Source organism: Sinorhizobium sp. CB7, from assembly GCF_041357635.1.
Taxonomy (GTDB): domain Bacteria; phylum Pseudomonadota; class Alphaproteobacteria; order Rhizobiales; family Rhizobiaceae; genus Rhizobium.
The window spans coordinates 36,711-62,524 of record NZ_JAULLL010000008.1 but is presented as its reverse complement, the minus strand read 5'-3'; the positions used below and the strand labels follow the sequence as shown (position 1 = coordinate 62,524).

General features: G+C 58.3%; 30 protein-coding genes and 1 pseudogene. 12 read left to right on the top strand and 19 right to left on the bottom strand.

Annotated features, from left to right (window positions below; genetic code table 11):
* Positions 1 to 268: 268 nt before the first annotated feature.
* On the top strand, positions 269 to 730 hold the full coding sequence (locus tag AAE029_RS16295; RefSeq protein WP_371074155.1) for a cytochrome c: 462 nt from the start codon (positions 269 to 271) through the stop codon (positions 728 to 730).
* A gap of 74 nt (positions 731 to 804) precedes the next feature.
* A complete protein-coding gene (locus AAE029_RS16290; RefSeq protein WP_371073914.1) occupies positions 805 to 1,167 on the top strand; it encodes an MmcQ/YjbR family DNA-binding protein in 363 nt (120 codons plus the stop codon).
* Here the strand turns inward: AAE029_RS16290 and AAE029_RS16285 are convergent.
* The gene (locus AAE029_RS16285) at positions 1,119 to 1,586 is read right to left on the bottom strand and encodes a YcgN family cysteine cluster protein (RefSeq protein WP_371073913.1); all 468 of its coding nucleotides are present in this window, start codon (positions 1,584 to 1,586) and stop codon (positions 1,119 to 1,121) included. The genes AAE029_RS16290 and AAE029_RS16285 overlap by 49 nt on opposite strands.
* Before the next feature lie 187 nt (positions 1,587 to 1,773).
* Between AAE029_RS16285 and AAE029_RS16280 the strand changes: the two genes are divergently transcribed.
* The 4 genes from AAE029_RS16280 to AAE029_RS16265 all read left to right on the top strand — a co-directional run bounded on the left by AAE029_RS16280 (position 1,774) and on the right by AAE029_RS16265 (position 6,788).
* On the top strand, positions 1,774 to 3,918 hold the full coding sequence (locus AAE029_RS16280; protein WP_371073912.1) for a transglycosylase domain-containing protein: 2,145 nt from the start codon (positions 1,774 to 1,776) through the stop codon (positions 3,916 to 3,918).
* 510 nt (positions 3,919 to 4,428) lie between these two features.
* The gene (locus AAE029_RS16275; protein ID WP_371073911.1) at positions 4,429 to 5,451 is read left to right on the top strand and encodes an acyl-CoA dehydrogenase; all 1,023 of its coding nucleotides are present in this window, start codon (positions 4,429 to 4,431) and stop codon (positions 5,449 to 5,451) included.
* A gap of 208 nt (positions 5,452 to 5,659) precedes the next feature.
* On the top strand, positions 5,660 to 6,247 hold the full coding sequence (locus AAE029_RS16270; RefSeq protein ID WP_371073910.1) for a DUF1214 domain-containing protein: 588 nt from the start codon (positions 5,660 to 5,662) through the stop codon (positions 6,245 to 6,247).
* Positions 6,240 to 6,788, top strand: coding sequence for a DUF1254 domain-containing protein (locus AAE029_RS16265; RefSeq protein WP_371073909.1), 549 nt, complete (start codon positions 6,240 to 6,242; stop codon positions 6,786 to 6,788). Before AAE029_RS16270 ends, AAE029_RS16265 begins: the two co-directional genes overlap by 8 nt.
* 77 nt (positions 6,789 to 6,865) lie before the next feature.
* On the opposite strand, the gene AAE029_RS16260 is transcribed toward AAE029_RS16265, so the two are convergent.
* Entirely contained in the window at positions 6,866 to 7,039 is a 174-nt protein-coding gene (locus AAE029_RS16260; RefSeq protein WP_371073908.1) for a hypothetical protein, read from the bottom strand.
* Positions 7,040 to 7,590: 551 nt separating this feature from the next.
* On the opposite strand from AAE029_RS16260, the gene AAE029_RS16255 reads away from it, so the two are divergent.
* The gene (locus AAE029_RS16255; protein ID WP_371073907.1) at positions 7,591 to 7,827 is read left to right on the top strand and encodes a hypothetical protein; all 237 of its coding nucleotides are present in this window, start codon (positions 7,591 to 7,593) and stop codon (positions 7,825 to 7,827) included.
* Positions 7,828 to 8,123: 296 nt separating this feature from the next.
* Positions 8,124 to 9,176 (top strand): DUF2336 domain-containing protein, encoded by a 1,053-nt coding sequence (locus tag AAE029_RS16250; protein ID WP_371073906.1) that lies wholly within the window; start codon positions 8,124 to 8,126, stop codon positions 9,174 to 9,176.
* 224 nt (positions 9,177 to 9,400) lie between these two features.
* Here the strand turns inward: AAE029_RS16250 and AAE029_RS16245 are convergent, their stop codons facing one another.
* The 4 genes from AAE029_RS16245 to AAE029_RS16230 form a co-directional block, all read right to left on the bottom strand.
* The gene (locus tag AAE029_RS16245) at positions 9,401 to 9,793 is read right to left on the bottom strand and encodes a VOC family protein (RefSeq protein ID WP_371073905.1); all 393 of its coding nucleotides are present in this window, start codon (positions 9,791 to 9,793) and stop codon (positions 9,401 to 9,403) included.
* 380 nt (positions 9,794 to 10,173) lie between these two features.
* Complete coding sequence (locus tag AAE029_RS16240; RefSeq protein ID WP_371073904.1) at positions 10,174 to 10,530, bottom strand: DUF1491 family protein; 357 nt, start codon at positions 10,528 to 10,530, stop codon at positions 10,174 to 10,176.
* A 78-nt stretch (positions 10,531 to 10,608) separates the two neighbouring features.
* A complete protein-coding gene (locus AAE029_RS16235) occupies positions 10,609 to 11,550 on the bottom strand; it encodes a peptidoglycan-binding protein (RefSeq protein ID WP_371073903.1) in 942 nt (313 codons plus the stop codon).
* A complete protein-coding gene (locus tag AAE029_RS16230; protein ID WP_371074154.1) occupies positions 11,522 to 13,054 on the bottom strand; it encodes a sensor histidine kinase in 1,533 nt (510 codons plus the stop codon). Before AAE029_RS16230 ends, AAE029_RS16235 begins: the two co-directional genes overlap by 29 nt.
* 472 nt (positions 13,055 to 13,526) lie before the next feature.
* Between AAE029_RS16230 and AAE029_RS16225 the strand changes: the two genes are divergently transcribed.
* Together AAE029_RS16225 and AAE029_RS16220 are read left to right on the top strand one after the other, a co-directional pair.
* Positions 13,527 to 13,964, top strand: a complete 438-nt coding sequence (locus AAE029_RS16225) for a DUF5330 domain-containing protein (protein ID WP_371073902.1) — start codon at positions 13,527 to 13,529, stop codon at positions 13,962 to 13,964.
* Positions 13,965 to 14,155: 191 nt separating this feature from the next.
* Positions 14,156 to 14,575 (top strand): SufE family protein, encoded by a 420-nt coding sequence (locus tag AAE029_RS16220; protein ID WP_371073901.1) that lies wholly within the window; start codon positions 14,156 to 14,158, stop codon positions 14,573 to 14,575.
* A 213-nt stretch (positions 14,576 to 14,788) separates the two neighbouring features.
* Here AAE029_RS16220 and AAE029_RS16215 read toward each other — a convergent pair whose 3' ends face one another.
* From AAE029_RS16215 to AAE029_RS16175, 9 genes are all read right to left on the bottom strand, one after another.
* Positions 14,789 to 15,217 carry a MucR family transcriptional regulator gene (locus AAE029_RS16215; protein ID WP_371073900.1) on the bottom strand — a complete coding sequence of 143 codons (429 nt, stop codon included), beginning with the start codon at positions 15,215 to 15,217 and terminating at the stop codon, positions 14,789 to 14,791.
* A gap of 458 nt (positions 15,218 to 15,675) precedes the next feature.
* Positions 15,676 to 16,008 (bottom strand): monovalent cation/H(+) antiporter subunit G, encoded by a 333-nt coding sequence (gene mnhG, locus AAE029_RS16210; protein ID WP_371073899.1) that lies wholly within the window; start codon positions 16,006 to 16,008, stop codon positions 15,676 to 15,678.
* On the bottom strand, positions 16,005 to 16,370 hold the full coding sequence (locus AAE029_RS16205) for a cation:proton antiporter (protein ID WP_371073898.1): 366 nt from the start codon (positions 16,368 to 16,370) through the stop codon (positions 16,005 to 16,007). The genes mnhG and AAE029_RS16205 overlap by 4 nt, the downstream gene beginning before the upstream one ends.
* Positions 16,370 to 16,843, bottom strand: coding sequence for a Na+/H+ antiporter subunit E (locus tag AAE029_RS16200; RefSeq protein ID WP_371073897.1), 474 nt, complete (start codon positions 16,841 to 16,843; stop codon positions 16,370 to 16,372). The genes AAE029_RS16205 and AAE029_RS16200 overlap by 1 nt, the downstream gene beginning before the upstream one ends.
* Positions 16,840 to 18,405 carry a Na+/H+ antiporter subunit D gene (locus AAE029_RS16195; RefSeq protein WP_371073896.1) on the bottom strand — a complete coding sequence of 522 codons (1,566 nt, stop codon included), beginning with the start codon at positions 18,403 to 18,405 and terminating at the stop codon, positions 16,840 to 16,842. The genes AAE029_RS16200 and AAE029_RS16195 overlap by 4 nt, the downstream gene beginning before the upstream one ends.
* Before the next feature lie 12 nt (positions 18,406 to 18,417).
* A complete protein-coding gene (locus tag AAE029_RS16190) occupies positions 18,418 to 18,795 on the bottom strand; it encodes a Na+/H+ antiporter subunit C (protein WP_371073895.1) in 378 nt (125 codons plus the stop codon).
* Complete coding sequence (locus AAE029_RS16185; protein WP_371073894.1) at positions 18,795 to 19,214, bottom strand: Na+/H+ antiporter subunit B; 420 nt, start codon at positions 19,212 to 19,214, stop codon at positions 18,795 to 18,797. Before AAE029_RS16185 ends, AAE029_RS16190 begins: the two co-directional genes overlap by 1 nt.
* Positions 19,211 to 21,589, bottom strand: coding sequence for a putative monovalent cation/H+ antiporter subunit A (locus tag AAE029_RS16180; protein ID WP_371073893.1), 2,379 nt, complete (start codon positions 21,587 to 21,589; stop codon positions 19,211 to 19,213). The genes AAE029_RS16185 and AAE029_RS16180 overlap by 4 nt, the downstream gene beginning before the upstream one ends.
* 263 nt (positions 21,590 to 21,852) lie before the next feature.
* Positions 21,853 to 22,086, bottom strand: coding sequence for a hypothetical protein (locus AAE029_RS16175; protein WP_371074172.1), 234 nt, complete (start codon positions 22,084 to 22,086; stop codon positions 21,853 to 21,855).
* A gap of 118 nt (positions 22,087 to 22,204) precedes the next feature.
* On the opposite strand from AAE029_RS16175, the pseudogene AAE029_RS16170 reads away from it, so the two are divergent.
* Positions 22,205 to 22,464, top strand: a pseudogene (locus AAE029_RS16170) (peptide-methionine (R)-S-oxide reductase); the annotation flags it as partial.
* Positions 22,465 to 22,469: 5 nt separating this feature from the next.
* Here AAE029_RS16170 and AAE029_RS16165 read toward each other — a convergent pair.
* The 4 genes from AAE029_RS16165 to AAE029_RS16150 all read right to left on the bottom strand — a co-directional run bounded on the left by AAE029_RS16165 (position 22,470) and on the right by AAE029_RS16150 (position 24,625).
* Positions 22,470 to 22,979, bottom strand: coding sequence for an N-acetyltransferase family protein (locus tag AAE029_RS16165; protein ID WP_371073892.1), 510 nt, complete (start codon positions 22,977 to 22,979; stop codon positions 22,470 to 22,472).
* 94 nt (positions 22,980 to 23,073) lie between these two features.
* Positions 23,074 to 23,742, bottom strand: coding sequence for a hemolysin III family protein (locus AAE029_RS16160; protein ID WP_371073891.1), 669 nt, complete (start codon positions 23,740 to 23,742; stop codon positions 23,074 to 23,076).
* 117 nt (positions 23,743 to 23,859) lie between these two features.
* Positions 23,860 to 24,183, bottom strand: a complete 324-nt coding sequence (locus tag AAE029_RS16155) for a TraR/DksA family transcriptional regulator (RefSeq protein ID WP_371073890.1) — start codon at positions 24,181 to 24,183, stop codon at positions 23,860 to 23,862.
* A gap of 19 nt (positions 24,184 to 24,202) precedes the next feature.
* Positions 24,203 to 24,625 carry a universal stress protein gene (locus AAE029_RS16150; protein ID WP_371073889.1) on the bottom strand — a complete coding sequence of 141 codons (423 nt, stop codon included), beginning with the start codon at positions 24,623 to 24,625 and terminating at the stop codon, positions 24,203 to 24,205.
* 310 nt (positions 24,626 to 24,935) lie between these two features.
* On the opposite strand from AAE029_RS16150, the gene AAE029_RS16145 reads away from it, so the two are divergent.
* Entirely contained in the window at positions 24,936 to 25,799 is an 864-nt protein-coding gene (locus AAE029_RS16145) for a VOC family protein (protein WP_371073888.1), read from the top strand.
* Positions 25,800 to 25,814: the final 15 nt, after the last annotated feature.

Here is a 25,814-nt window from a genome sequence, read left to right as displayed (position 1 = left end):
AGTCTCAACGGCGCGATGCAACTGTCGTGACCGAGTTCGCATGAATGCTCCTTCCGATAAGGAGGAGCAATTGCCTCTTGTAAACTCGTGGGCCACGATCCGGCCCATGAGCATGTTCAAAGCCGGCGCCGGTTCATTTTTGGTAGTAACTCTTCCTACTCCCCTTCGGTAATTGTCGGCATCCTGCTTTACCTGCTACTTTCTCACCACTGTTGTCGCGGGGGGAAAATTCATGCGATCCATTTTTGGATATACTGTGCTTCTGTCTATGCTCTGTCCCATGCTTCAGCCGGGGACCTCGTATGCCGCGGATGACACGGTCGCACGCGGAAAGTATCTCGTACAAATCGGCGGCTGCAGCGACTGTCATACGCCTGGTTACTTCCTCGGAAAGGCCGATACATCCCGATATCTCGGCGGCTCGGATGTTGGTTTCCGCATACCACCGGGCACTTTTGTCGGCCCGAACCTGACGCCGGACGATCAAACCGGCCTCGGGAAATGGTCGATCGACGAAATCGCGACCGCGATCACGAAGGGAACGCGGCCCGATGGCCGGATGCTGTCTGAAGTCATGCCCTGGAAGGATTTTGCACATCTGACGGATGCCGACGCAAAAGCCATCGCCGCCTATCTCAAGTCGCTGCCACCCGTCAGTCACAAGGTTCCCGGCCCGCTGGGTCCGAAGGAAAAGCCGAATTTTCCAGTATTGACGGTGGTCGCTCCCTGAACGGTCTGCCGTCCCCGCAGCCTGCCAGCATGTGAGGCTTTGCCATGCTGGCGCATGTGGTATCTTGTCGGGCTATGACCGAAGACGATCTGGTCGCACTTGCGCTCAGTCTTCCCGAAACCAGCGAAAGCGCGCATTTCGGGACACGGGATTTTCGCGTACGCGGCAAGATTTTCCTGACATTACCCAAGAAGGACTTCTGCGTCCTGAAGCTGACGCCGGATCAGCAGCAGATGGCGACAGCGACCGTTCCCGACCATCTCAGCCCGGTGCCGGGCGGTTGGGGGCTTCGCGGGTGGACGCGGCTTTTATATCCTGATGCGGCAAACGAGGTCGTCGTCGACTTCGTCAAACTCGCATGGCGCAATGCCGCGCCAAAACATTTGCGTCACGGCTCGTGCGTCTCGCCCACGGTCAACGGCCAATCCACGACATAGTCCTCGAAATCGTCCAAATCGACATCGTTCTCGCTGACAGTGCGGCCGCGCGCAGAAATGCCGGCAGCGTGCACAGTCTCAGCATCGCCGGAAACCAGCGGATGCCACCAATAGAGGTCACGCCCTTCGCCCACCAGCCGGTAAGCACAGGTCGGAGGCAACCATTCGATCTCCGGCACGTTTTCGGGCGTGAGTTGCACACAATCGGGCACGAAATCACGGCGGTTGTGGTAATTCGAACAGCGGCAGCTATCGCTATCAAGCAGCTTGCAACGTATCGAGGTGAAATAGACGTCTCCGGTGTCCCATTCCTCGATCTTGTTGAGACAACAGAGACCGCAGCCATCGCAGAGGCTTTCCCACTCCTCGGCATCCATCTCGGCCAGCGTCTTGCGCTTCCAGAAAGGCGTTTCGTCCATCCTGTTGTTATCCTTGCACGGGACTTGCGAAATCGTCGTGTCGTGATGCATTGCTCTTGTTCTTCTTTCGCAAATCAACCAATTATTCAGTATGACCGGTCATCAAGGTATGATGACGGCGCGGTCAAGTGGTGCTCTGGCTTCCGGCAGTCGCCGCGTCAAGCATCATCAGGCGGGAAGATCGAACGTGCAGGACCCGGTGACCCCAGAAAAACCGCCCGGCAGGAAACGCCACCTCCTGCTCCGCATCGATTCCTGGATCGATTCCACCCTCTGGAACGCCGGCTTCCGTACCGCCGAACTCTGGGAAGATATCACCATATTCTTCCGCCGCTTTCGCGTGCGCGGCTGGAAGCGTATCGTCTGCGAGCTCGCCGGCGAGGGCCTGACACTTGGGGCCGCCGGCTCCGTGTTGATGCTCACACTTGCCCTCCCCGCCTTCGAGGAAACCAAGGAGGACTGGCATAACCGGGGCGATTTCGCCGTTACCTTCCTCGATCGCTACGGCAATGTCATCGGCCATCGCGGCATTATCCATGAAAACTCCGTACCGATCGATCAGTTGCCCGATTATTTTGTCAAGGCGGTGCTGGCAACCGAGGACCGTCGTTTTTTTGATCATTTCGGCATCGATTTCATCGGCCTTTTCCGGGCTCTGACCGTCAATGCCCAGGCCGGCGGCGTCGTTCAGGGCGGTTCGACGCTCACGCAGCAGCTCGCAAAGAACCTCTTCCTTTCAAACGAACGATCCATAGAGCGAAAGATCAACGAGGCCTTCCTGGCCTTCTGGCTGGAGGCGAACCTTTCCAAAAAAGAAATCCTCCGGCTCTATCTAGATCGCACCTATATGGGCGGTGGCACCTTCGGTGCTGCTGCGGCGGCACAATTCTATTTCGGCAAGAGCATTACCGATGTCAATCTCGCCGAAGCGGCGATGCTTGCGGGCCTCTTCAAGGCGCCTGCGAAATATGCCCCGCATGTGAACCTGCCGGCAGCACGCGCTCGCGCGAATGAAGTGCTGACCAATCTTGTCCAGAGCGGCCTGATGACCGAAGGCCAGGTGCTTGCCGCCCGGCGCAACCCGGCAAGCGTCATTGACCGTAATGAGGCCGAAGCGCCGGACTACTTCCTCGACTGGGCTTTCGATGAGGTCCAGCGCGTCGCTGCCCGTTTCCCGCAGCATTCGCTAATCGTGCGCACGACCGTAGATACCGGACTGCAGAAGGCGGCCGAGGAATCCGTCGAATCGTCGCTGCGCGAATATGGCGAGCGCTACCACGCGCAACAGGGCGCGATGGTAATCATCGAGAACGGCGGCGCCGTCCGTGCCATGGTCGGTGGCCGCGACTACGGCGAAAGCCAGTTCAACCGTGCCACAAAGGCACTGCGGCAGCCGGGTTCCTCCTTCAAAGTCTATACCTATTCCGTCGCAATGGAGAGCGGGATGACGCCGCAGACGACCATTGTCGATGCTCCGATCTATTGGGGCAACTGGAGCCCGCACAATTATGCGAACCGCTATGCCGGTCGCGTCACGCTGGCGACTGCGATCGCCCAGTCGATCAATACGATACCGGTGCGGCTTGCAAAGGAAAAGCTCGGTATCCAGCCGATCCGGGATATGGCCAAGGCCATGGGTATCGAAACGCCGATCCGCGACGATGTCACCATTCCGATTGGTACGTCGGAAGTGACCGTACTCGATCAGGCAACGGCCTTTGCGGTCTTTCCGACCGGCGGCTTCCAGTCCCGCCGCCACGGCATCAGCCAGATCCTCGATTATGGCGGCGACGTCCTCTACGACTTCGATCGCGACGAACCTCCCGCCAAACGCGTGCTCAGCGAAAAGGCGGACAGCTACATGAACCAGATGCTGACCCAGATCCCGGTCGTCGGCACCGCGCGCCGGGCGGCACTTGACAACGGCATTGTCACAGGCGGCAAGACCGGCACGACGCAAGCCTATCGCGACGCCTGGTTTGTCGGCTTCACCGGCAACTACACCTGTGCAGTCTGGTTCGGCAATGACGACTACACCTCCACCAATGAAATGACAGGCGGCACCCTGCCCGCCATGACCTTCAAACGGGTCATGGATTATGCTCATCAAGGCATCGTGCTCAGGGCCATTCCGGGCATCGAGCATCCCTTCCCGCCGGAAAAACCGGTCGGTCAGGCGGTCGCAGAGAAGAAACCGGAGGAGACAGGACTGCCGGAACTCGTCCGGCCGCGGTCGCTTTCGGTCGAGTCGACGAAGATCCTGCGCGGCATCGGCGAGGCGCTGAAGGATGCCACGCCTCTCGATACGCAGAAGGTAGCGAGCGTCCGTTAAATCCTCTATCGCTTCAATCTGCGCAGAATTCCTCCAGCGCCTTTGGAGAGACGTCAGCCTGCCGATCTTACTTGCCTTCGAACCATGCGCGTTTTTGAGCGCGCCCGCGATACGTCGAATGTTCTCCTCCGGTTCGCAGCCTCTTCGCCGGGGCTGACTGACTCATTCGTTACGATCGTAAGCAAACCGCACGAAGCTGAAACAACCGTGACGGCTGATTGCTGTTAGCTGCTCCTAGACGGCGAACAACCTTCCCAAGATTGTTCAATGCTCTGCTTTTGACCACAGGAGGAGTTCATGAACGTTACGGCAAGCAAGGCGACACAGGCTTCCACCATCGTCGGCCAGGATCTGGTAGCAGCTGCAGCCTCCCTCGTTCCCACGCTGCGCTCCCGCGGCTCGGAAACGGATGCATTGGGGAAACTCCCCGGTGCCACGATCGCTGATCTGCAGAACGCGCGCCTGTTTGATATGGCCGTGCCCAGAATGTATGGCGGCCAGCAGAGTTCGTTGCGAACGCTGATGGATGCCGTTGTAGAAATAGGACAAGGAGACGGCTCGGTCGCCTGGACGCTTGCCATACTCCACGGCGGTACGTGGATGGCGGCGGCCTGCTATCCGAAGCACGTGACAGACGAAATATTCGCCCCCGGTGAAAACACCCGCGTGGCTACTGTATTTATGCCCCGCAGGGCAAAGACAAAGCGCATTAACGGCGGCGTCATGATCGAAGAGGGCATATGGAACTTCAACAGCGGCGTCTATCATGCGCAGTGGGACATCCTGGGCATTCCGATCATCGATGAAGCCAGTCAGATCATCGATCGTGCTTCTGCCCTGATACCCATATCGCAGGTCTCACTGCTCAATGACTGGGATACCATCGGTCTGCGCGGCAGTGGCAGCACCAGTGTCGCCGTGAAGAACGTGTTTGTCCCGAATGAACGCCTTGCGTTCCACAGCAAAACCCAACAGGAAAATTTCGCGGCCGATCATCTGCGCAACGAACCTTTGTATCAGCTCCCGATACTTCCGTTCCTTGCGGCGAAGCTGGTATTTCCCGCGCTGGGGATGGCAAAGGGCGCGCTTGAACTTTTCATCGACAAGGCGTCGCAGCGGAGTATCTCATTCACCTTTTACGAAAAGCAGGACGAGGCAGCGGTAACCCACCTTCAGGTCGCAGAGGCATCCGCCAAAATCGATGCCGCCGAACTGATGCTCAGGCGTTGCCTCGACGATCTCGAAGCGAGTACGGCGAGCGGGACATCAATGCCGATGGAACAACGTGCCCGCATCTGGCGGGATGCCGGATTTGCCAGCCGCTTGATCTGGGAGGTCGTGGACATGCTCGCCGGAGCGTCGGGCGGAGGCTTTGCCCAGTCGGCCAATCCGATGAATCAGTACTGGCGCGATGTTCGGGTTGCTGGCCTGCATGGCGGCATATGCCCAAACACGACCCTAGAGGTTTTCGGCCGCATCCTGTGCGGTAAAACGCCGAACGCCCCGTTACTTCAGCCACACGGCAACGATTGATCGAAAAAAGCGCATGGCATCCATGCGCTTTTTGACGTTACGGCTAAACATCAAGAGGTGGGTGAACACACAGGTTTGCCCTCCCACGAGACCGCATTACTGTGCCTTCCTGCAGAGCTAAGCGTCTGTGGGCATCGGTTCCCCGCCCTTTCCCCCTTGCTAGAATCAGTGTTAACCCTTTGGTCTGATTTATCGCAAGGTAGACCAATTGTTCCGGGTTCCCCTTCTCGTCGCCCTGTCGCTCATCATCGCCTTCGGCGGCGGGATCCTGTTCACGCTCTATGCGTTGGATGCGACGGCAGGTTTCGGCGCCATCCGGCTCGGGGCATGGGAAGCCTTTCCAACACTCCAGACAGCTGAGGCAGACCCCTACGCCAAGTCGCATCGCGCCCGCGCCGGCAAGCTGCTCTATGGCACCGCCGAAGGTCTCGCCTTTTCCGCAGCGGTCGACGATCGCGGCGAGCGGCTTTCGGCGACCTGCAACTACCGCCTTGTCGGCCAGACCCCGCCGGCCCGTCTTTGGACGCTTTACATCGCGAATGCCAGAGGCGAACCTATAGCACCCACGGAGGGGCGCCCCACCGCGCTCAATTCCTGGATCGTGCTTCGCAATCCCGACAGCAGCTTTTCGATCGTGCTCTCCGCAAAGGCGCAACCGGGAAACTGGCTGGCACTGCCGGCATCAGGACAATTCCGTCTCGTCCTGACGCTCTTCGACACCCCGACTGCCGGAAGTTCCGGCTTGATCGATCTCTCCATGCCAAAGCTCGAAAAGATCGGATGCGGCGATGTTTAGGATCATCTTCGCGATCCTGACTGGCATATTCGGGGCGGCACTGCTACATCTCATCATCATACTTTCGTTGCCGCATTTCACCGCCGGCGATGCCAATACGCGCGTCGAGGCCGAAGGAGACTTGAACAGGTTCTATATTCTGGGGGATAAGCCGGATGCCGCGGGTCTTGCGAACGGCGATCCCTATGTGAAGACTGCTGTCTGTATCTTCGATCTCGAAGAGGCACCGATGCGCTTCACGGCAAAGGGAAATGTGCCTTTCTGGTCGCTTGCAATCTATGACAGCGCATCCAATGAAGTCTTCAGCATGAACGATCGCACGTCAGTGGGTGGCATGCTCGATGTTCTGGTGGCAACGCCGATACAGCTTACGGCTCTTCGGAAGGCGCTTCCCGAAGCCCTGGAACAGACGATTCTCGTGGAAATGCAGAGATCCGAAGGTTACGCCGTGTTGCGCACGTTGGCGCCACAGGCAAGTTTCAACGATGCGACGCGCCGCTTCCTCGCGGAAGCCGGCTGCGATGAATATGATGGGCGCTGAGAGCGCTTAAACACTTGCTTTTATGCATGTCGTTGCCGCAAAACCGCTCCATACTTTTGCGCGACATGCATTAGCGGTTATTTCTTGTTGTCGGCGCGGGCTGGGTTCTTGGTGGTAGTCGCACTGGGAAAGCGATCCAGGCGCTCATAGCGAACACCTGTGAAAAGAAGAATTTTTGCCTCGGTGGGCTCACTCGGCAGCTTGCGCGGCACCTTTGAGCGCTTTTCCGCTAATTCTATGATGTTTTCCATTCTCGTCTCCATAGGATGCTCGAGACGGATGAACTGTGATCAATCTCACCCTGTCCGCTCTGCGGACCGGCGCCTCCTCCAAGACCGAACCTGCGGGCCGGAGGCATTCGCGCCTTTCTCACGGAATTCACATTGACCAAACGCCATAACATGGATCCTCTGATCCATATGAACCTTGTGGCGGTCGAACCGTCCAAGATCGGCCGTTCATGCCGGGATTGAGACATACCGTAGTTAACAGTTTACTAATGCTGATGCTGTTCTTGTACGCATTCCGCGTGACGCCGATTCAACGCGGCAGGAGCGGATTTAGTTTCAGGGCTTGCCTATTATTTTTCAGCGCTCTTGCGTCCGAAATGAGAATAAAAATCACCTTCTTGACTGATTTCTGGCTCGCTCGCTCCCTTGTCGTAAGCGACCGTTGCAAAAATGCGTCACGGAAATATTAATTGCGGTCTTATCGAATGGGCGTATGTTTTTCTGATCCTTTAAGGACACGGCAATGACCCGCTCAAGAGATTAATTGCTTTTGGCGTGTCGGAGGGCAAGTGATGTCACTCAGGTATAGCTCCCCGTTTTATCCGGAAGACATCGACATCCTGCGCGGCGCACTCGATCGGTGGTGTGCTGAAAAGCGAGTAAGCATCAAAAGCACGGAAGCCCAAATCGCGGCCTCGATGGCGCTGGATCTCTATCAATCGGGGCATGATACGAGCGAGAAGCTGCTTGCAGCTTTGCGTAAACACAAGGGATTGCAAATTCCCCGCAGCCGCACGAAGCTCGCTTAGGCGATATCGCGCGTAACGGCCAAATTCGGTGATGAGCCTCGCCCGTGGTCCGAATACTGGCGCACGTATTACGCGCAGTTTTTATTTGGATTTTAATAGAATTTTAGCTATTCATTAACCCTGCCGAGTTAGCGTTTACTTAAGCCAGATTGGACCATTGCGTCTGTATTGGCGCGAATTGGACGGTCTTTCCTTGTGATTTGAAAGGGCCGAACAATCTGCCGTCACATGCATCGCTGCCAGCGCATCATCCCGGTCCGGTTCCCGTCTTTGTTTTGCGTCTTATGGGTGTTTACGTGAGCGACCGGTTTCGAGACCTTGAAGGACCCGTGGCTGTCCGGAAGAAAGACGTGGTGCTGATGGCGACTGTGAGCAGTTTTGAAGGCATGATCTATCCTTCGAAATCGCAATTACGGCAGTTTGCAGAACTCTTCACCCCTCTCTTCCAGGCATCCTCTGACGAGGCGAAACGTCAGGCTGTTGCCGCCCTCTCGCAATGCTCGATCGTTCCGCCGGCCGTGGCTCTCTTTATCGGGAGCCAACCGATCGATATCGCCGCGCCTTTTTTGGTCTCTTCCCAGGCCATCGACGACGATACGCTTATCACCATCGCCAGGACGCAAGGTGCCGCCCATGCGCGGGCCATCGTGCGCCGTAACTCCCTGTCGCCAAAGGTCATTGATGCGCTCGTCGGCATTCGCCAGACCGAACGGCGTCGGGAGGCAAGGGATGATCTGATCGGGATAGAGCGCTCTCCCATGCCGACGGAAGCCAGTATCTCACCCAACGCAGCCGACGAAGGGGAGGCTGGCCGTCTGGCGGCGGAAGAGGCCCTGCGCCGCAGGATCAAGCAGCTCGCCGTCAATTTCACCCAGAAGGAAGACAGTCGGCTCGGGCTCCGCAGCCTTTCGGTTTTGCAGGAAGCCCTCCTGGTGCGCTTTGCGCGACAGCGTGACAGCCACCAATTCGCCACCGTTTTGGCCGATGCGCTTTCCGCCAGCCGCTGGCTTGCCGAGCGCATCATGCTCGATATTTCCGGCCAGCAGCTTGCCGCCACTCTGACCAGCCTTGGCATGAGCTTCCTGGAAGCTGCCTCGATACTGGAACGCCTCTATCCGCATCTTTCAGAAATGAGAGGCGACGTCAGCCGGGCCTGGATGTTGCTCGATTCGCTGGACACGGATGAATGCTACCGCAAGGTGGATGCATGGTGTCGTGCCGACAGCTACACCTACCGGCCGACGGAGGAGGCCAAACCCGCACCGGCCGATGCATTGCGCTCCGCGAAACAGATTCCGCCGGCACGCGACATGCGCATCGTTGCCCGCGCCTTTGGGCGTTCACGCTAATGCATGTCGCGCAAAAATGTGCAGCGGCTTGCGGCAACGATATGCATGAAAAACAATGAGCTAAAGCAAGTCGCGTGAATCTCTTTTCACGTGACAGGCTAGATGTGAGCATTTCCAGGAAAGGCGCGAAGCGGATTCCGTCCGGAATTGCGAAAAACAAATGGCGGGAGGCGGCGCAAGACCGCACACATTTCCTTATCCCGTCCCAGAGCCTGGCACCCAGCTTACGGATTCCAACCACCGCTGCCGTAAGGGCGCGTGATGATTTCGAGCAGATGTCCGTTCAGGTCTTGGAAATAGAGACCGCGCCCACCGTCGTGGTCGTTTGTCTCGCCCGGCCTTCGCTGGCCAGGATCCGCCCAGTAGGGTAGGTTCCGCTCATGAATGCGATTGAATATCGCGTCAAATTCATCATCGCCAACCAGAAAGGCATAGTGCTGGCGCACGATTTCGCCTTCGGTATTCATATAGTCGAGATTGGCGTCGTTATCGGTCGTGACCATGTGGAATGGCCCCCAACGCCGCGGCGGCGGAAGCCCAAGCATCTCGGCCAGAAAATCAGCGGAAACCTTGCTGTCGCGAGCCGACAGGATCGTATGATTGAAATGGATGGCCATCTTGGTCTCTCTGCCGCAAAGAGCTTCATCTTGGAAAGAAACTTTGCGCGGTTAACACCCGCGCTCCCCTATTGTTCCAGGCTCCGCTGGAGCAAATTCCTTGTGTAGTCGGGAGTGGCTGCGATTTTTGCCGAAGGCGTAGGCACCACGACGTCCCCGGAGCACGTCCGTTGCGCTAAAGCCTGTCGCGTGAAAAGAGGTTCACGCGACAGGCTTTAGACTATTGTTTTCATGCATGTTGTCGTCGCAAAAGCGCTGCACACTTTTGCGCGACATGCATAGAGCGGTTCAGCTTTCCAGTGAATCGCAGAGCCGGTCTAGCTCTTTGTTTTTACGCAATTCCGGACGGAAAACCGCTTCGCACTTTTCCTGGAATTGCTCTAACGTGAATTCCCTCCCTCTTCGCCGAGCGGGATTAGGTCGTCTGTATCCTCGGTCTCGAGCTCGACGATCCAGAGGTCGGGATCGAACTTCACCTCCCGGTCCAGCATTTCGCGGATTCTTTCGGGCGGCTCACGCAGCAACCGGATCTCGAACAGCCGGTCGCCGCTCGCCTCCGCATCGAAGAAGCTCTGCGGTGCCGGCGCAAAAAGCGTTTCGGAACCATCCCTGTAACGCTGGCGGAAAAAGATCGCGCCTGCCTCCTCCGCGCCCTTCTTCTCGACGGCTGCGAAATCCCCCTTGGCGAAGACACGACGCAGCAGCGCGGATACGAAGATGTCGGTTCGAAGCCTCATCCCCGAGCTATAGCCCGTCACCTGCCTTACGGCAATGCAAGTACGAAGGGGTGGCAACCTGGCTGGAGGCGGCCTCTGTTACAGCGCGCCAATCTCCTGCAGTTTCTTCAGCACAGCAACACTCGGTTCGCCCGTTTCCGGCAGCCGGTAGTGCTTCTGAAACTGGCGAATAGCAGTACGCGTCTGTTCACCCAAGACGCCGTCGACTCCTACATTGGCATAGGCAATGTTGCTCAAGCCTTTTTGTATCTGCAGGACCAGATCGATATTCGCAGGCGTCTTGTCGGCTGGACCTGCCTTCTTCGGAGGAGCGGTCTTGACGTCCTTCTCAGCGGCGAGGATTGCGGCGGCAACCGGATCGACGGCGTTGGCCGCGGACTTGAGGTCCTCCGGCGGCCGCTCGACAGGGATGGTGGCGGTGGTCGCGTTGTCGCCGGTCTTCAGCGATGCCAGTAGCTCGGGTGTCGCCTCCCCGGTCTGCGGCATGCCGACCGTCTCCTCGAAAAAGAGAATGGCCGCGCTCGTGCGCGGTCCAATGACGCCATCGGCAGAACCGTTATAGAGCCCACGCCGAATGAGCTCGCTCTGGATATCCATCACGAGCTGGGACCGCGGCGCTCCAGCTACAGCAGGCGCGACAGCGGTCTCGGCAGAGGCGCTCGCCTGGTCGCCATCCTCCGGACGTTCGATCTTGAAGGTGGTCACATTGCCCACAGCCGGCTCCTGCTGCCGCGCAAACCGCTGCCCGGCCAGAGCCGCAGGACTGTTAGGGTCGCGGGTGCGCAGGAAGGGCGACGGATGCTCCCCCGGCTGATACCAGAGCGCATTGGCCGCGATGAAGCTGAAGATGACGACGAAGGCGGCTATTCCACCAGCCATCGACGGATAGCGCGCGATCAGCCCGCCGAGCGCGGCAAGACCGCTGAGCCCGGCCCCGCCTAGAGCGGCGGCGCCGGTGGTGAGCAGGCCCGCCTTGCGGCGGCCCCTCCCCTTAGGCGATTTTCGCTTCCGCGTTGCCATGAACAATTTCCTCTTTCCGCTCGCCGGTCACATCTGCAATGCCTCTGAGACGCGGCGGAAATTCGACCGTTCCGTTCCATTGTGCCAAATCCCCGTCGGCCGAGGCGACGCCCGAACCGTCGGCCGGTATCGCAATCGTAATCACCGTGCCTTCACCGAGCGTGCTGGCAATGGCGAAGCTGCCGCCATGAAGCGCCACCAGGCCCTTGACCAGGGAAAGGCCAAGTCCTGTTCCTTCATAGCGACGGGTATAGTCGTTTTGGACCTGCATGAAGGGCCTACCGAGCAACCCTAGTTTCTCAGCAGGGATCCCGATTCCGGTATCGCTGACACTGACAGTCAAAATGCCGTCGCTGACGAATGCATCCACCGTCACGACGCCGCCAGCCTCGGTGAATTTTATTGCGTTGCCGACAAGATTGATCAGAATCTGCTGGATGGCGCGCTGGTCGGCGAAGATCTCGCCCATGCCGCGTTGGAGGCGGCTCGTCAGGGTAACGCCTTTCTCCCGTGCCTGCAGGGCGAGCATCGCCTCGCAGGCGCGCACCGATTCGGCAATGGCGAATGGCTCCACAATGAGTTCGTAACGACCAGCCTCGATCTTGCTCATGTCGAGCATCGTGTTGACAACCGACAGCAGATGCGCGCCAGACTGGCGGATGAGCCCGACATACTCGCGCTGTCGGTCGTTTTCGAGCTTGCCGAAATATTCGCCGCTCAGGATATCGGAAAAGCCGAGGATGGCGTTGAGCGGCGTGCGCAACTCATGACTGACGGCGGCAAGGAAACGGGATTTGGCATCATTGGCTGATTCCGCCTCCGCCGTCTTTCGTGCGGCTTCGGCCCGTAACTGATGCTCGCTTGAGACGTCGCGCAACTGCGCAACGACGCCAGCGAGCGTTCCATCCTCATCGCGGCGGGCGGTCATGTCCATGCGCAGGTGTACGAATTGGCGCATGTCCTGCGAAACCGTGGGCCGATCGAGGCGAAGATCGACCGTCGCCCTTTCCGCACCCTGGCGCATTGCGTCGACTGCCTGCAGGAAGAGTATCCGATCGGAAACGTGCACCTGTTCAATAAAGCCGCGACCACGCGGATTACGCATCCAGGCAAGGAAATCATCGCGATCACGCCCGCCGACGGTGATGACGCCGCCTTGCGCATCGAAAAAAAGAACCAGGCCCGCACCCGCCTGAAGCAGCAGATCCTCTGAGGGCAAGGATGCTGCGGTAGATATCGGCGCCTTCTGGCGAGAAAGCGCGATGCTGCCGACGGCGGAGAAGAGAAAGGCCGCGCAGACGGTCGCAGCACCTGCCGGGAGTGCGACAGCGGGGCTGGTGACCGTCGAAAGAGCAGCGGGAACCGCGACGAGTGCTGCAGAAGACAAAAGGACAAGACGTCGCAGGATCCGCAGCTCCTGCTGACGGACCTCGTCAGCGCCACCCGTGCGGACGAGCCAGCTCTCGGCCGCCCGATCCACGAGGGCCGCTGCCCTGTTGCTCATGTCACTCAATACGCGCACGCTAAAACCCGCCTGAACGGCACCTTATTTCATGCGCACAATAGGCCTTCGCGACTTAAGGAAAGGATAAAGGAAGAGCCCTGAAAAGGAGCGAAAAAGGCCCAAAATCCCGTTTTGGGTCATCCGCAAGACCCTTTGGCTTTTGTGGTTAACGTCGAGTAAGCGACGGATTTTTCTCGCGTTTCGCCTTTGCGTTAACTTTTTTGGCAAGCGCGCAATCCGAATATCCCGCAATTTCAGGCATGAGGGGCAGACATGCTTAACACGAGCCGGTAAGATTCGACCAAAATACCGTTCAATTGCCGATATTTCGAATTTGATTCAAATTTGGTGAAAATGCTCCGATGTTTCGAAAAGCGATATTTCCAACTGCCGCATAGGATCTGACCATGACGGGACATACCGGACCGATTCGGCAGCAAGACCGGACGGGTAAAACAGGATGGGCAACACAATGTGGTTTCTGATCAAGGCAGCATTCTGGTTTTCGCTGGTGCTGGTGCTCCTGCCAATCTTCAGCACGCAAAGCACCTCGCGGCTCGAAGGCGATCCCAAGGTGCAATTTTCAGATGCTTTTAGCGCAGTGACGGGTACCTATGAATATGTGAGCGACCTGTGCAAGGAAAAGCCGGATGTCTGCCTGAAGGGCGCCGAGACATTCACTGCGCTTGGTTACCGCGCCCGCGAAGGCGCCCGGGTCGCCTATGAATTCCTTGATAACAAGTTCGGCGACCAGAAGCCGGCCGACAAAATCGCCGAACTGTCACAGCCAATGCCGACTATGCCGGAAAAACCGATTGCGACGAACCCGCAAACCGCCGATGCGGTGGTCACCGGCACGGTCTCCAAGCACGGCGCCATCCCGGTGCCTCAGCCTAAGCCGGCGATCTGATGGATCGTCATTCCAAAGCTTGCACGGGCGAGCAGCCTGTGCCTGACGTGCCTGCCCTGTTATCTTTCAGCATTCAATCTTGATGTTGCGCCGTGAGATACCCATCTCTCACGGCGTTCTTTCTTGTCCTGGGTTCAAATCCACCCCACTTTAACCTATATGCAGGTAAAGAGAGTATGATGGACGGCACTATGGCTTCCCTTGAGCAGATCATTGAAGACTTTTCCTTTCTCGACGATTGGGAAGACCGCTATCGCTATGTGATCGAGCTCGGCAAGTCTCTGCCCGACCTTCCGGAGGATAAGCGCACCTCCGAGAACAAGGTGCAGGGCTGCGCCAGCCAGGTTTGGCTTGTCTCGCATCTATCGGGAGATATCGACGATCCGGTCATGACTTTCGAGGGCGATTCGGACGCCCATATCGTGCGGGGATTGGTGGCAATCGTGCTTTCCACCTATTCCGGCAAGCATGCTTCCGAGATCAGTGCGCTCGACGCCTTCGATGTCTTCGGAAAAATCGGCCTCGTCGAACATCTATCCTCGCAACGCGCCAATGGCCTCCGGTCCATGGTCAACCGCATCCGCGAAGAGGCGCGACGGGTCGCGGCGTAGTCTTTCCCAAAGACGTGGGCGACCTTGCCATAGCCCGGATTTCCTACCGTCCACGAGGCCGGTTTCCCGTGACAAATCGCCGGTAACAAAAAACCGGACCTGAAGCCCGGTTCTTGAGCTGCCTAAAGCAATTCCAAGTGCGAAGCGGTTCCGTCTGGAATTGCTTAAAAACAAAAGGTTAGAGCTGTTCTGCGCTGCTCTGAAGCCGGGTTCTCAGCGGCCGCGCTTGCGACGTTGGCCGAGGCCCATTTCCTTGGCTAGGCGTGAACGCGCCTCCGCATAGGCGGGAGCGACCATGGGGTAATCCGCCGGCAAATCCCATTTTTCACGATATTCTTCCGGCGAAAGACTATGATGCGTCATAAGATGCCGCTTCAAAGACTTGAAAGTGCCGCCGCATTCCAAACAGGTGATCTGATCATCCTGCACCGACTTGCGGACCGAAACAGCAGGCTTCTGCCGTTCCACCACGGTTACAGACGGAGCCGGAGTGGACGTGCTGCTGAGGGCGCTATGCACATCCGATATGAGATTCGCCAGATCACCGACCGGTACGACATGATTGCTGACATATGCTGCCACGATGTCGGCGGTCAATTCCACAAGTAGGTCCGGGCCGTTGCCAAGCGCCGAGTCTGTCATTGTTCTTCTCCTGTTCATATGCTTGCCTGAACGACCGTCCGATGACGGGCGCTCCATTCGTAGCAGTCGTCAGCATAAAACCAGGCGTTCCCGCTTATTGCGAGCAATGTGAAATCCACCCCTAGATTCACGGCGAGTAGCCTATTTTTATACCGCCCAACGCCTTGCCGGATAGTAATTCGCCGGTCTCGGCCCTTGAGACCCAGAAGCAACCTTAGCTCGCATTATTGGAAAACTCGAAGCGTCGGGCGCGTCAAAACCGAACGTGTCTAACTCAGCGTCGGAACTCTACTTGAATCAGGCTTATCATTCTTTCAAAAAAAGTCCAACTATTATTTCCCCCACTACACAGTAAAAACATCAGCCTATTAAAATTAAGAAATGAAAAATTACATCTTTAACTGAACTTTAGCGCCGTCGAAACTCACTCGAAGGATGTAACGCGGCGTGCTGCGAAGTCAATGCTTACCAAGATCGTCACGCACCGACAGCGATGAAAGACGCTGTCCAGTCTGATGGGCTGCCTTCGCAAGAAGATGCGCAGATACCGGCGCCGTCAGAACGAAAAATACGAATCCCGCGCATGCTCGCAGCATGACCGACACCTCGGCTGAGTGGACACCTACTGCCAGTAGCAACAGACCCGAGCCAATCGTCCCTGCCTTTGCTGCCGCATGCATGCGTGTATAAAGATCCGGCAGGCGCACGATGCCGATGGCGGCCGCCAGTGCAAAGACCGCCCCTGCAAGAAGCAAAATCGCGGTGACGGCGGCAAGAATGTAGTCGGTCACGCGGCCGGCCCTTTCCCCGATCTTCTGGCGGATCGCTTGCGGCCGGCATTTCGCGGGCGCTGCATTTCGGAGGGCGCTCCCTCAGATCCCTTATGAGTCAGGATGAAGCGGGCGAAAGCAACCGTTGCGAGGAAGCCGACAAGGCCAAGCGAGATCGCGATATCAATGTAAAGTGCAAAGCCCGTTTTGACGGCGACGACGGCGATGAAGCCAATAGCGATGGCGACAAGCATATCGAGCGCCAGCACCCGGTCGGCGAGCGTAGGACCGACAATCACGCGCCAGACGGTCAGAAGCAAGGCAGCGGAGAGGATGACAAGGGCGACGATAGCAGCAGCCGAGACTATGGCGAGTGGTGTCATCACCGGAACGCCTCCATGATTTTGCGCTCGAAGCCCGCAGCGATCTCCTGCTTCGTTACTTCCGGATCAGAGCAATCGAGCGCATGGACATAGAGCGTCTTGCGGTCGTTCGAAACGTCGATCGACAACGTGCCCGGCGTCAGCGTAATAAGGTTGGCGAGCAGCGTGATTTCGAAATCACGATCCACGGTCAACGGAAAGGCAAAAATGCCCGGCCTCAGGTCCATGCGTGGGCTGAGGACCGTTATCACTACCCTCCAACCCGAAAGCATCAGTTCCTTGATGAAGAGAAGTATCAGCGAAAGGATGCGCCGGGAGCGCAGAAGATAACCTTTGCCGCCATAAGGCTCGCGCACCACCGAAAGCGCAATCGCCGCCAGCACGAAACCCAGGACGAGATTGTGCAACGATGCGCTGCCGGTGACCGCAACCCAGACGATGGCAAGAAGCAGGTTGAAGAGGAACAGCATCATCGGCCAGCACCTCCCGGAAAGACGGAGAGCAGATAGGGCTCGGGGTTTTCGAGATTTGCCGCAGCTATCTGCGTCAGACGAAACAGCGGCTCTGGAAAGAGGCCGAAGCCGACGATGAGACCCGTCAGAAGAAGAAGCGGCAGAAAAGCCTGCCATTCGAGCTGCGATTCACCGGCAACCATGCCGTCGGCTGACTGCGGACGCCAATAGGCAAGAAGGAAAACCCGGCCGAAGCCGATCGTCATCAGAAAGCCACTGACGAGGATGGCGGCGGCAAGCCACCATGCGCCGACATCGAGCGAAGCCTTCACCAGGATGACCTTCGGCCAGAAGCCGGAAAAGGGCGGCAGACCGGAGGCGGCGAGAAAAAGGATGAAGGAAAGGCCGGCAAACCAGGGGTTGCGCCGGTAGAGCCCGCCAAGCAAGGCAAGCGAAAAGCCCCTGCCGATCTTGGCTGCCTGTCCGGCCGCGAGATAGAGCGCCGTCATGAGCACGATCGAATGCAATGCATAGAAGATTGCGCCGCTGATGCCACCGGGGCTGCCAAGCGCCACGCCGGCAAGCATGTTGCCGATGCCGGAAATGACCACATAGCCCAGCAGCCTGCGGATATCGGTCTGGGCGAGCGCGCCGAGCGCACCGAGGATCATGGTGGCCGCACCGACGATGGCGATCAGCAGGCTCAATTCTTCCCGCTCGACCGGAAGGAGCATGACCATGACGCGGATCAGCGCGTAGACGCCGACCTTGGTAAGAAGGCCGGCAAAGAGTGCAGAGACCACGATGCGCGGTGTGTGATAGGAGGCAGGCAGCCAGAAATTGACCGGGAAGGCCGCCGCCTTCATGCCGAAAGCAAGGAGGAAGAGCGCCGACAGCGTCATCAGCGGCGCCGAACCGCGCAGTTCCTTCGCTCTTTCGACGATGTCTGCCATGTTGAGCGTGCCGAAGATAGCGTAAAGATAGCCGACAGCGATCAGGAACAATGTCGTTGCAACGAGGTTCAGCACCGCATATTTCAGCGCGCCGTCTATCTGCTCGCGCTCCGAACCGAGAATCAGCAGGCCGAAGGATGAGATCAGCAGCACCTCGAACCAGACATAGAGATTGAAGACATCGCCGGTCAGGAACGCGCCGGTGACGCCCGCCAGAAGCAGCATCAGGAAGGGGAAGAAGCCGTAGCGCCGCGCACTGGAGGAAATTTCGGCAAGGGCATAGACGCTGCCCGCGAGAGCCGCGACGGCCGCTGCAAGCGCCATCGCGGCGCCGAAAGGATCGACCGTGAAAGCAATACCGAAGGGCGGCAGCCAGCGGCCCATGACCATGGTCACTGGCCCCTGCGTGATCACCTGATAGAGCAGGCCCGCATCCATCAACACCAATAGCATCAGACCGGGAACGGCGATGGCCGCGTGCAGCCCGGTGCGGTCGCGCAGCATCAGAAGGACAGCGCCGAGACCGATGCAGAGCGCCACCGGCATGATTGCCAGCCAATGGCCCGGAGCGACGGGCGTCATCACCAATGCGGCGGAAAGATCGGCAATCTTATCGGTCGGTGCTGCCATCCTTCCTGTTCCTCAATAATCCATCGGCGGCAGCGGCTGGTCCTTGGGCTCAGCGATCCGCATCTCATCGGTATTGTCGGTCTTCAGATCCTGATAGGCGCGATAGGTCAGCACCAGCAGAAAGGCAAGAAAGGAAAAGGAAATCACGATCGCAGTCAGGATGAGAGCCTGAGGCAACGGATTTGCAGTGCCCGGCGGCAGTGCGTCAAGATTGGCGGGAATGATCGGCGGTACCTCGCGCGTGAGCCGCCCAGCGTCAAAGAGCAGCAAGTTCACGCCGTTTCCGAGAATAGCAACGCCGAGCATGATGCGGATCGAGAATTTCGACAGCATCAGGTAGATGGCGGCGGAAAAGAACAGGCCGACGAGGATGGCAAAAAGCGCCTCCATTATTCAACCTCCCGTTCTTCCAGCGCCAGCGCGATCGACGTGATGGCGCCAACGACAACGAAATAGACGCCGAAATCAAACAGCATGACGCTGGAAAGCGGGACCTCGACACCAAAGATGTCCGGATAGATCCAAAGCCCGGTCATGAAGGGCACGGAGAAGAAGACGGACAGGAGGCCAGCGGTGCAGGACATCAGCAACCCCGTGCCGGCGATCGCCAAGGGGTGGACGACGATGGCGCGGCGAACCGCCTCAACACCGCGCGCAATGCCATAGATGGCAAATGCCGAGGCGGCAATCAGCCCGCCCGTGAAACCGCCCCCTGGCTCGTTATGGCCGCGCAACAGCACGAAGACGGAAAAGAGCAGCATGAGCGCTGTCAGAAAGGGAGCAACGGTGCGAAAGATCAGCGTGTTCACGGGCGTTCGACCCCCAGATCATCGGGTCTGTCCGGATCGTTGGCAGCCAGCTTGCGCTCGCTGCGCGCCCGGACACGAATCAGTGCCAGGATGGCAAGGCCCGTGACCGCCACCACGGCGATTTCTCCGAGCGTGTCCGTGCCACGGAAATCCACAATAATGACGTTGACGACATTGGTGCCGTGGGCGATCGCCTTAGAATAAAGGTTGAAGAATTCAGTCAGCCTATTGTTGAACGGGCCTTGCGTCGCCTTCATCAGCAGCAGCGTAAAGCCGAGACCACAGGTCGCCGCGACCGTGCCGTCGAAGATTTTTTGACCGAACGGACGCGCGTCCCTTGTCGAAAGCCTGAGCCGCGTCATGACGAGTGCGAGGATGACGACGGACAGGGTTTCAACCATGAATTGGGTGAACGCGAGATCCGGCGCTCCGAAGAGAAGGAAGATGACGGCGACGGAAAAGCCCTGGATCCCGAGGGACACGATTGCCGTCAGCCGGTCACTGGCACGCAGCACAGCCACGAGCCCTATGACGGCAAGCAGGAAGATCGCCCATTCGTGAATTAGAACGCCGCGCGGCCACGCGGGCATCTGTGGAAGCTCGCCGTACAGAAAAAGCGGAATGAGGAGGATCGCCGCCACGCAAAGGAAGGTCGAAGTCAGATAGAGCTCCAGTCGCCCCGGCTGCAGGATGCGCGTTACGCGATAGGCGAAACGCAGCAAGCCCGCGATGAAATAGTCGAAACCGCGGTCCGGCCCCGGCCCCACCGATTGCAGGAAGACCGCCATGAAAAAACGCGCGCGGTTCAAGTTGAGATAGACCGCAATGCCGAGAAGCACGGTCAGGACCGAAAGCGCCAGCGGCGGGCCGATATGCGGTACAAGCGAAATCGAAATTTCGGCCGGTTTCCCCTGAACGGCGGTAGCCATAGGCGATGAGACGTACAGATGGGAGGGGGCGGGGAAGACGGCGCTGACGAGACCGAGAACGGCTAGAACCATCGGGCCAAGCCAGAGCAGGACGGGCGCCTCGTGCGGATGTTTCGGTGTTTCCACCGGTGCACCGATAAACGGGTTCAAGGCAACAGCAAACGCAATGGCGAACATCAGCGCATTGCCGAAGACCGTGACGCCCGTGAAGACGACCGAACGGATGTCCCCATGCGCAAGGGCGGTATAGATCTCCTCCTTGGCGAGAAAGCCGAAGAAGGGTGGCAAACCACCCATCGAGAATGCGGCGGCAAGTGCGGCCGCAAAAGTGATCGGCATCGCAGAACGAAGGCCGCGGAGCTTGGTGATATCACGCGTGCCGGTCTCGTGATCGATGATGCCGGCCACCATGAAGAGCGCCCCCTTAAAGAGCGAATGGGCAACCAGATAGAGCGCCGCCGCCTCCACCGCATGGTCGGAGCCGAAGCCCGTCAGCATGACAAGCAGGCCCAGCGAGGAGACGGTCGTATAGGCAAGCTTCAGCTTCAGGTCCGTCTGGCGAATGGCAAGCACGGTGCCGACGATCAGCGTCAGGCCGCCGAAGAACGGCAACAGGATCTGCCAGGCAGGCGTGTCGCCCAATACTGGATTGAGCCGCATGAGCAGATAGACACCCGCCTTCACCATGGTTGCCGAATGAAGATAGGCCGAAACCGGCGTGGGCGCCTCCATCGCGTTCGGCAGCCAGAAATGGAACGGGAATTGCGCGGACTTGGTGAAGGCGCCACCGAGGACCAGAATGAGTGTCGCCAGATAAAAAGGGCTCGCCCGCATGACGTCGCCGAATTTCAGAAGCAGCGACATTTGCGTGATGCCGGTGATGTTCCAGATCAAAAGCAGTCCGGTCAGGAGCAGCAGCCCTCCCCCACCTGTGACGACGAGCGCCTGAAGTGCTGCCCGGCGTGAAGCCTCGCGCTCGTGATTGAAGCCGATCAGCAGGAAGGAGGTGATCGAGGTCAGCTCCCAAAAGACGAAAAGCATCAGGAAGCTGTCAGAGACGACAACCCCGAGCATGGATCCCATGAACAGAAAAATGAAGGAGAAGAAGCGTCCCTGATCTGGATGCCCCTTCAGATATCCCCCGGAATAAAGGACGATCAGTGTGCCTATGCCTGTGATCAGCAGCGCAAAGGTCAGCGACAGGCCGTCGAGGAACCAGGAAAAGCTTAAATTGTAGCTTGGCACCCAGAAGTAGCCGCCGGTGACGACTTCGCCGCGTGCTATCTCTGGAAGAAAGCTGAGGAAGTGCAGGAAGGCGAGCGCCGGTGCGATGGCCAGCAACCACGCGGCTTTGGCTCCCAGCAGTTTTGTCGCGGCAGGACCGAGCGCCGCTCCGAGGAAAGGCAGACACAAGGCCAGAAATGTCAGACCCGTGACACCGGCCATGTCTTCTCCCTATCTCGAGGCATGAAATCGCGGCGAAGCCGAAAAGAGTTTTACCGAAATAGGATGAATGAGGGAATGCCTCAAGAATTTTCGGCAGCGACAGGGGGATCATCCACCGTATAGTTGAATAAATGTCGAATGCTGCGGGCCTTTAGAGCGGGATGCCGAAAAGTGTGTGCGGTTTTCGGGCGACATCCCGCTCTCACTTTTGATTGAGAGACGGATTCAGATTTCAGGTCGACTCGACCTGAGATCATCCGGCTCTAGCGACCGTTCGTGCGAGACGAAACCGGGAGGGGATTGGCGCCACGTGGCGCGAGCCGCGCCAGCATGAAAAGCACCAGAAGAACGGCCGGCCAGAAAAGGCTGAGCGAAAGGCCGGCAATACGACGAAGATTCCACCCGTCACCATGCCCGCGGCCTTCCAGAAAGGTCACGGCAAAGAACGATGCCGTTCCGAAACCGTATGCGCACAACAGCAACATGTCCCAAAGCATGGCGCACCTTCAGTCGATGTTATCCTTAAGAAAAGGTATAGCAGCAAACTTGCTCGAAGCTCCCCTCAATTGGGTCATGATTGCGCCGGGTCCGTTCGTATCTTTGCCACTTGATCGTCGCTGTATCTGCTGCAATGCGCCGCTCCTCCGCGCCGACACAAAATTCGATGCAGGTTGCGGCTGGGCCCAGCTATTTCGAGCGGGTTTCGCCTGAGGCCGTCACCGAACATCCCGATGCCTCTTACGGCATGGGTGCGCACGGAGATCCGCTGTGAAACCTCTGAGGCCCATCTTGGCCACGTCTTCCCCGACGGTCCGCCACCCACCAGCCTGTGCTACGGCATTGACGGCCATGCGATGATGTTCGAGGCTGGAAAAATAAATCAGATAGGCGTGACGCGCAGTTCCATGCAGGTCAGGTCCAGCCAGCGACCGAACTTGATGCCGACCTCGGAAAAAGTGCCGACGACGCGGAACCCAAGCTTCTCATGCAGGCGGATGGAGGCGGTGTTTTCCGCTTCGATGCCGGCGATCATTACATGAATGTCGGCCCGGGCTGCCCGCAGGATCAATTCGCGCATCAGACGCTCGCCGATGCCGAAACCACGGCAATCCTTGTCGACATAGACGGAGTGTTCCACGCTGTGCCGATAGCCATCGAAAGGTCGCCAGTCGCCGTAGGAGGCGTAGCCGGCGACTTTCCCCTCCTTTTCCGCCACGATCACCGGAAAGCCCCTGCTCCTGCGCGCGGCAAGCCACTCCTTGCGGTTATCAAGATCGACCAGGGTCTCGTTCCAGATCGCGGTCGTGTGCTCAACGGCGTGGTTGTAGATATCGCGGATTGCGGCAAGATCGCCTTCGACGGCGTCGCGAATCAGGACGGCTTCGGTCATGGGATTTCCATCGCGGTTCGTTTGTGGAAAGCGACATATCGCTCGTCATTGCGGATGTAAACCGCAGGAAACCGTCCCGCTGGCTTGCAACTGATCAAAGCGCCGGGACGGACATGCTGAAGCAGGTCAGCACCGCCGAATAATGCACGGCCGCAGCCGTTACGACGAAGCCATGCCAGATGGCATTCTGGAAGCGTAGTTTTTCCCAGATGTGGAAGATGACCCCGAGCGAATAGATTACGCCACCGATGATGATCAACAGCATCGACGCGAAAGGAATGTGCGTTGCCACGGGTTCGACGACGATCAGTCCGCTCCAGCCCATGGCGAGATAAAGCAGGATCGCCAGCCGGTGGTAGCGGTCGGGGAAGGCACATTTCAGGACAATTCCGAATGCGGCGAAGATCCATATCGCGATCAACATGGCAAAAATCAGCGGATCGGCCGCGCCACGCTCGAGAAAGGGCGTATAGGTCGCGGCGATCAAAATGAAGATCGCCGAATGGTCCAAACGTCGCAGGATCCATTTCGTCCGCGACACTGGCCAGGCATTGTAGGAAAACGAGACCGCAAGGGCCAGCACCAGTCCGATGCCGTAAATCCAGGCGGCAGCGAGCTCTCCGTGCGAGCTCCAGACTGTCGCATAAAAGATCAGGACGGTGGCACCGATGAGCGCAAAGACAAGCCCGACGACGTGAATGACGGCATCGGCGATCATCTCATATCTGTCATAGGCCCAACGAATTCCGTGAAACTCGCCCATACACACATACCAGTGTCAACCGCGTTGATCGTCTCATCTCTCGCCCGGCGGCGCAACCACCAACGCACGCGCCGCGGGTAAATCTTCATGAAAGCGGGCAACGGAGATTGAGACGCGTCACGGTCGCACGATGCATTCCTTGCAGAGCGGAGTATAGGGCACGGCGGCGAGGCGATCTTCGGAAATCGGGTTGCCGCAACGGACGCAGATGCCGAATGTGCCCTTGGCGATGCGGCTCAGCGCCGCGTCGATCGCCCTCAGCTCGTCCTGGCCAGCCTGACCCAGGCCCTCGAGCACCTCGTCGTTTTCGCCCTCTGTCACGCGGTCGGCGCTGTCGGCGTTTTTTGTGCGGCCAAGATCGGTGTCGATCCTGCGCAGGCGTGAATAGATCTCCTGCTGACGCTCGCGCAAGACATCCTCATATTTGCCGACATCTGTCATGGATGTTTCCCCCTTCTTTCTAGTGTTCGCGCTGGCGATCGACCAGCACGGAGCATTTGGCATGACGCACGACGCGATCGGCTGTCGCTCCAATGAAATAGTTCGAGAAGTCTGGAATATGCGAGGCGATGATGACGAGATCAGCGTCATGCTCCTCCGCCGCCGCGAGAATGCCATTGGCCGGTGGCCCCGCGCGGATCTCGACCGAAGCGGTAATTCCAGTTTTTATTTTGAGTTGCTCCAGCCTTGCCCGGCCATCGTCCATGGCATCTTCCATCACATCGGGCGGCAGATCGACTGCGACATAGCTCGGCATGTTTTCCACGACATTCAACAGGATGATTTGACCAGGCGCGTCCAACAGCTTTGCCGCCTTGCGCAGGATCCGCTCGCCCTTTTCGATAGCCCCGAGTTCCACAGGAACAATAATTTTCCTATACATTTTGCGCCCTCCCGCCTTCAGGCGGAACCGGTTCTGGTTGTCCGATCATCGCCGAACCATGCCATCTCACTAATATAGGGCCTTGATCGGGATCAAGAAGGCAGCATTCTTATTGTCAATGCTAGTTAAACACTCAATCGTCAAAAACTGATCTTTTGTGAACAATAAGAATGCGCCATATCTTGGGGTAAGTACGGTCGGACGAGAATGTTGAAGAGGCGAATGAACCGGCGAAAGATATCTCGACCTGCCAAGGGCGGCGCGCTTGCCGCCGCTGGTTCGCCTTTCCTATAGAGCAGGAGCAGACAGTATGAGTGAAACACCGACCTCCTATGCGCTGACGCATCCCATCCATGTCGGCCACTCTCATCTGATCGTGAAAGATCTGCCGTTGGTCGCCGGCTACTATCAATCGATGCTCGGGCTGACGCTCCTCGAAAAACGTGCAAGCGGCGAAGTGCTCGGCGTTGGCGGTGTGCCACTGCTGACGTTGACGACTCAGGGGAATGCGCAACGGGCGCCCCGCGCTGCTGCCGGTCTCTTCCACACTGCATTCCTCGTACCAAGCCGCATGGAACTCGCCCTTTGGCTTCGTCATGCCGCCGCAAACAATGTCGTGCTCGAAGGCGCCTCCGATCATCTGGTCAGCGAGGCGATCTATCTCTCCGACCCGGAAGGCAATGGCATCGAGGTCTATGCAGACCGGCCGCACGACCAATGGAAGTTCCATCCCGACGGCGGTGTCGAGATGGCGACGCGGCGTCTCAACCTACAGGGGCTCCACGATAGCGTGCCGGAGAGCCGTTGGAGCGGCATGGCGGACGGCACCGCCATTGGGCACATCCATCTGCAGGTGGGGGATATTCCCGAAGCCGACGCCTTTTATCGCGACGTCCTTGGTCTCAAGATCATGGCGCGCTATCCCGGCGCGAGCTTCTTTGCGACCGGCAACTATCACCATCATGTGGCCGCCAATATCTGGAACAGCCGTGGTGCCCAGGCGCGCGCCGAAGGCATGACGGGCCTCTCCGACTATACCCTCCAATTCAACGATGTGGCTGCATTGGATAAAGCAGTCGCCGCACTCAATGCTCAGGAGATCCCGACTGAAAGGCGTGACGGCGGTGTCTTCCTTAGGGATCCCTGGGGCATCGGCGTAACGCTTTCCGCCTAAGCCACTCTCTTTCCG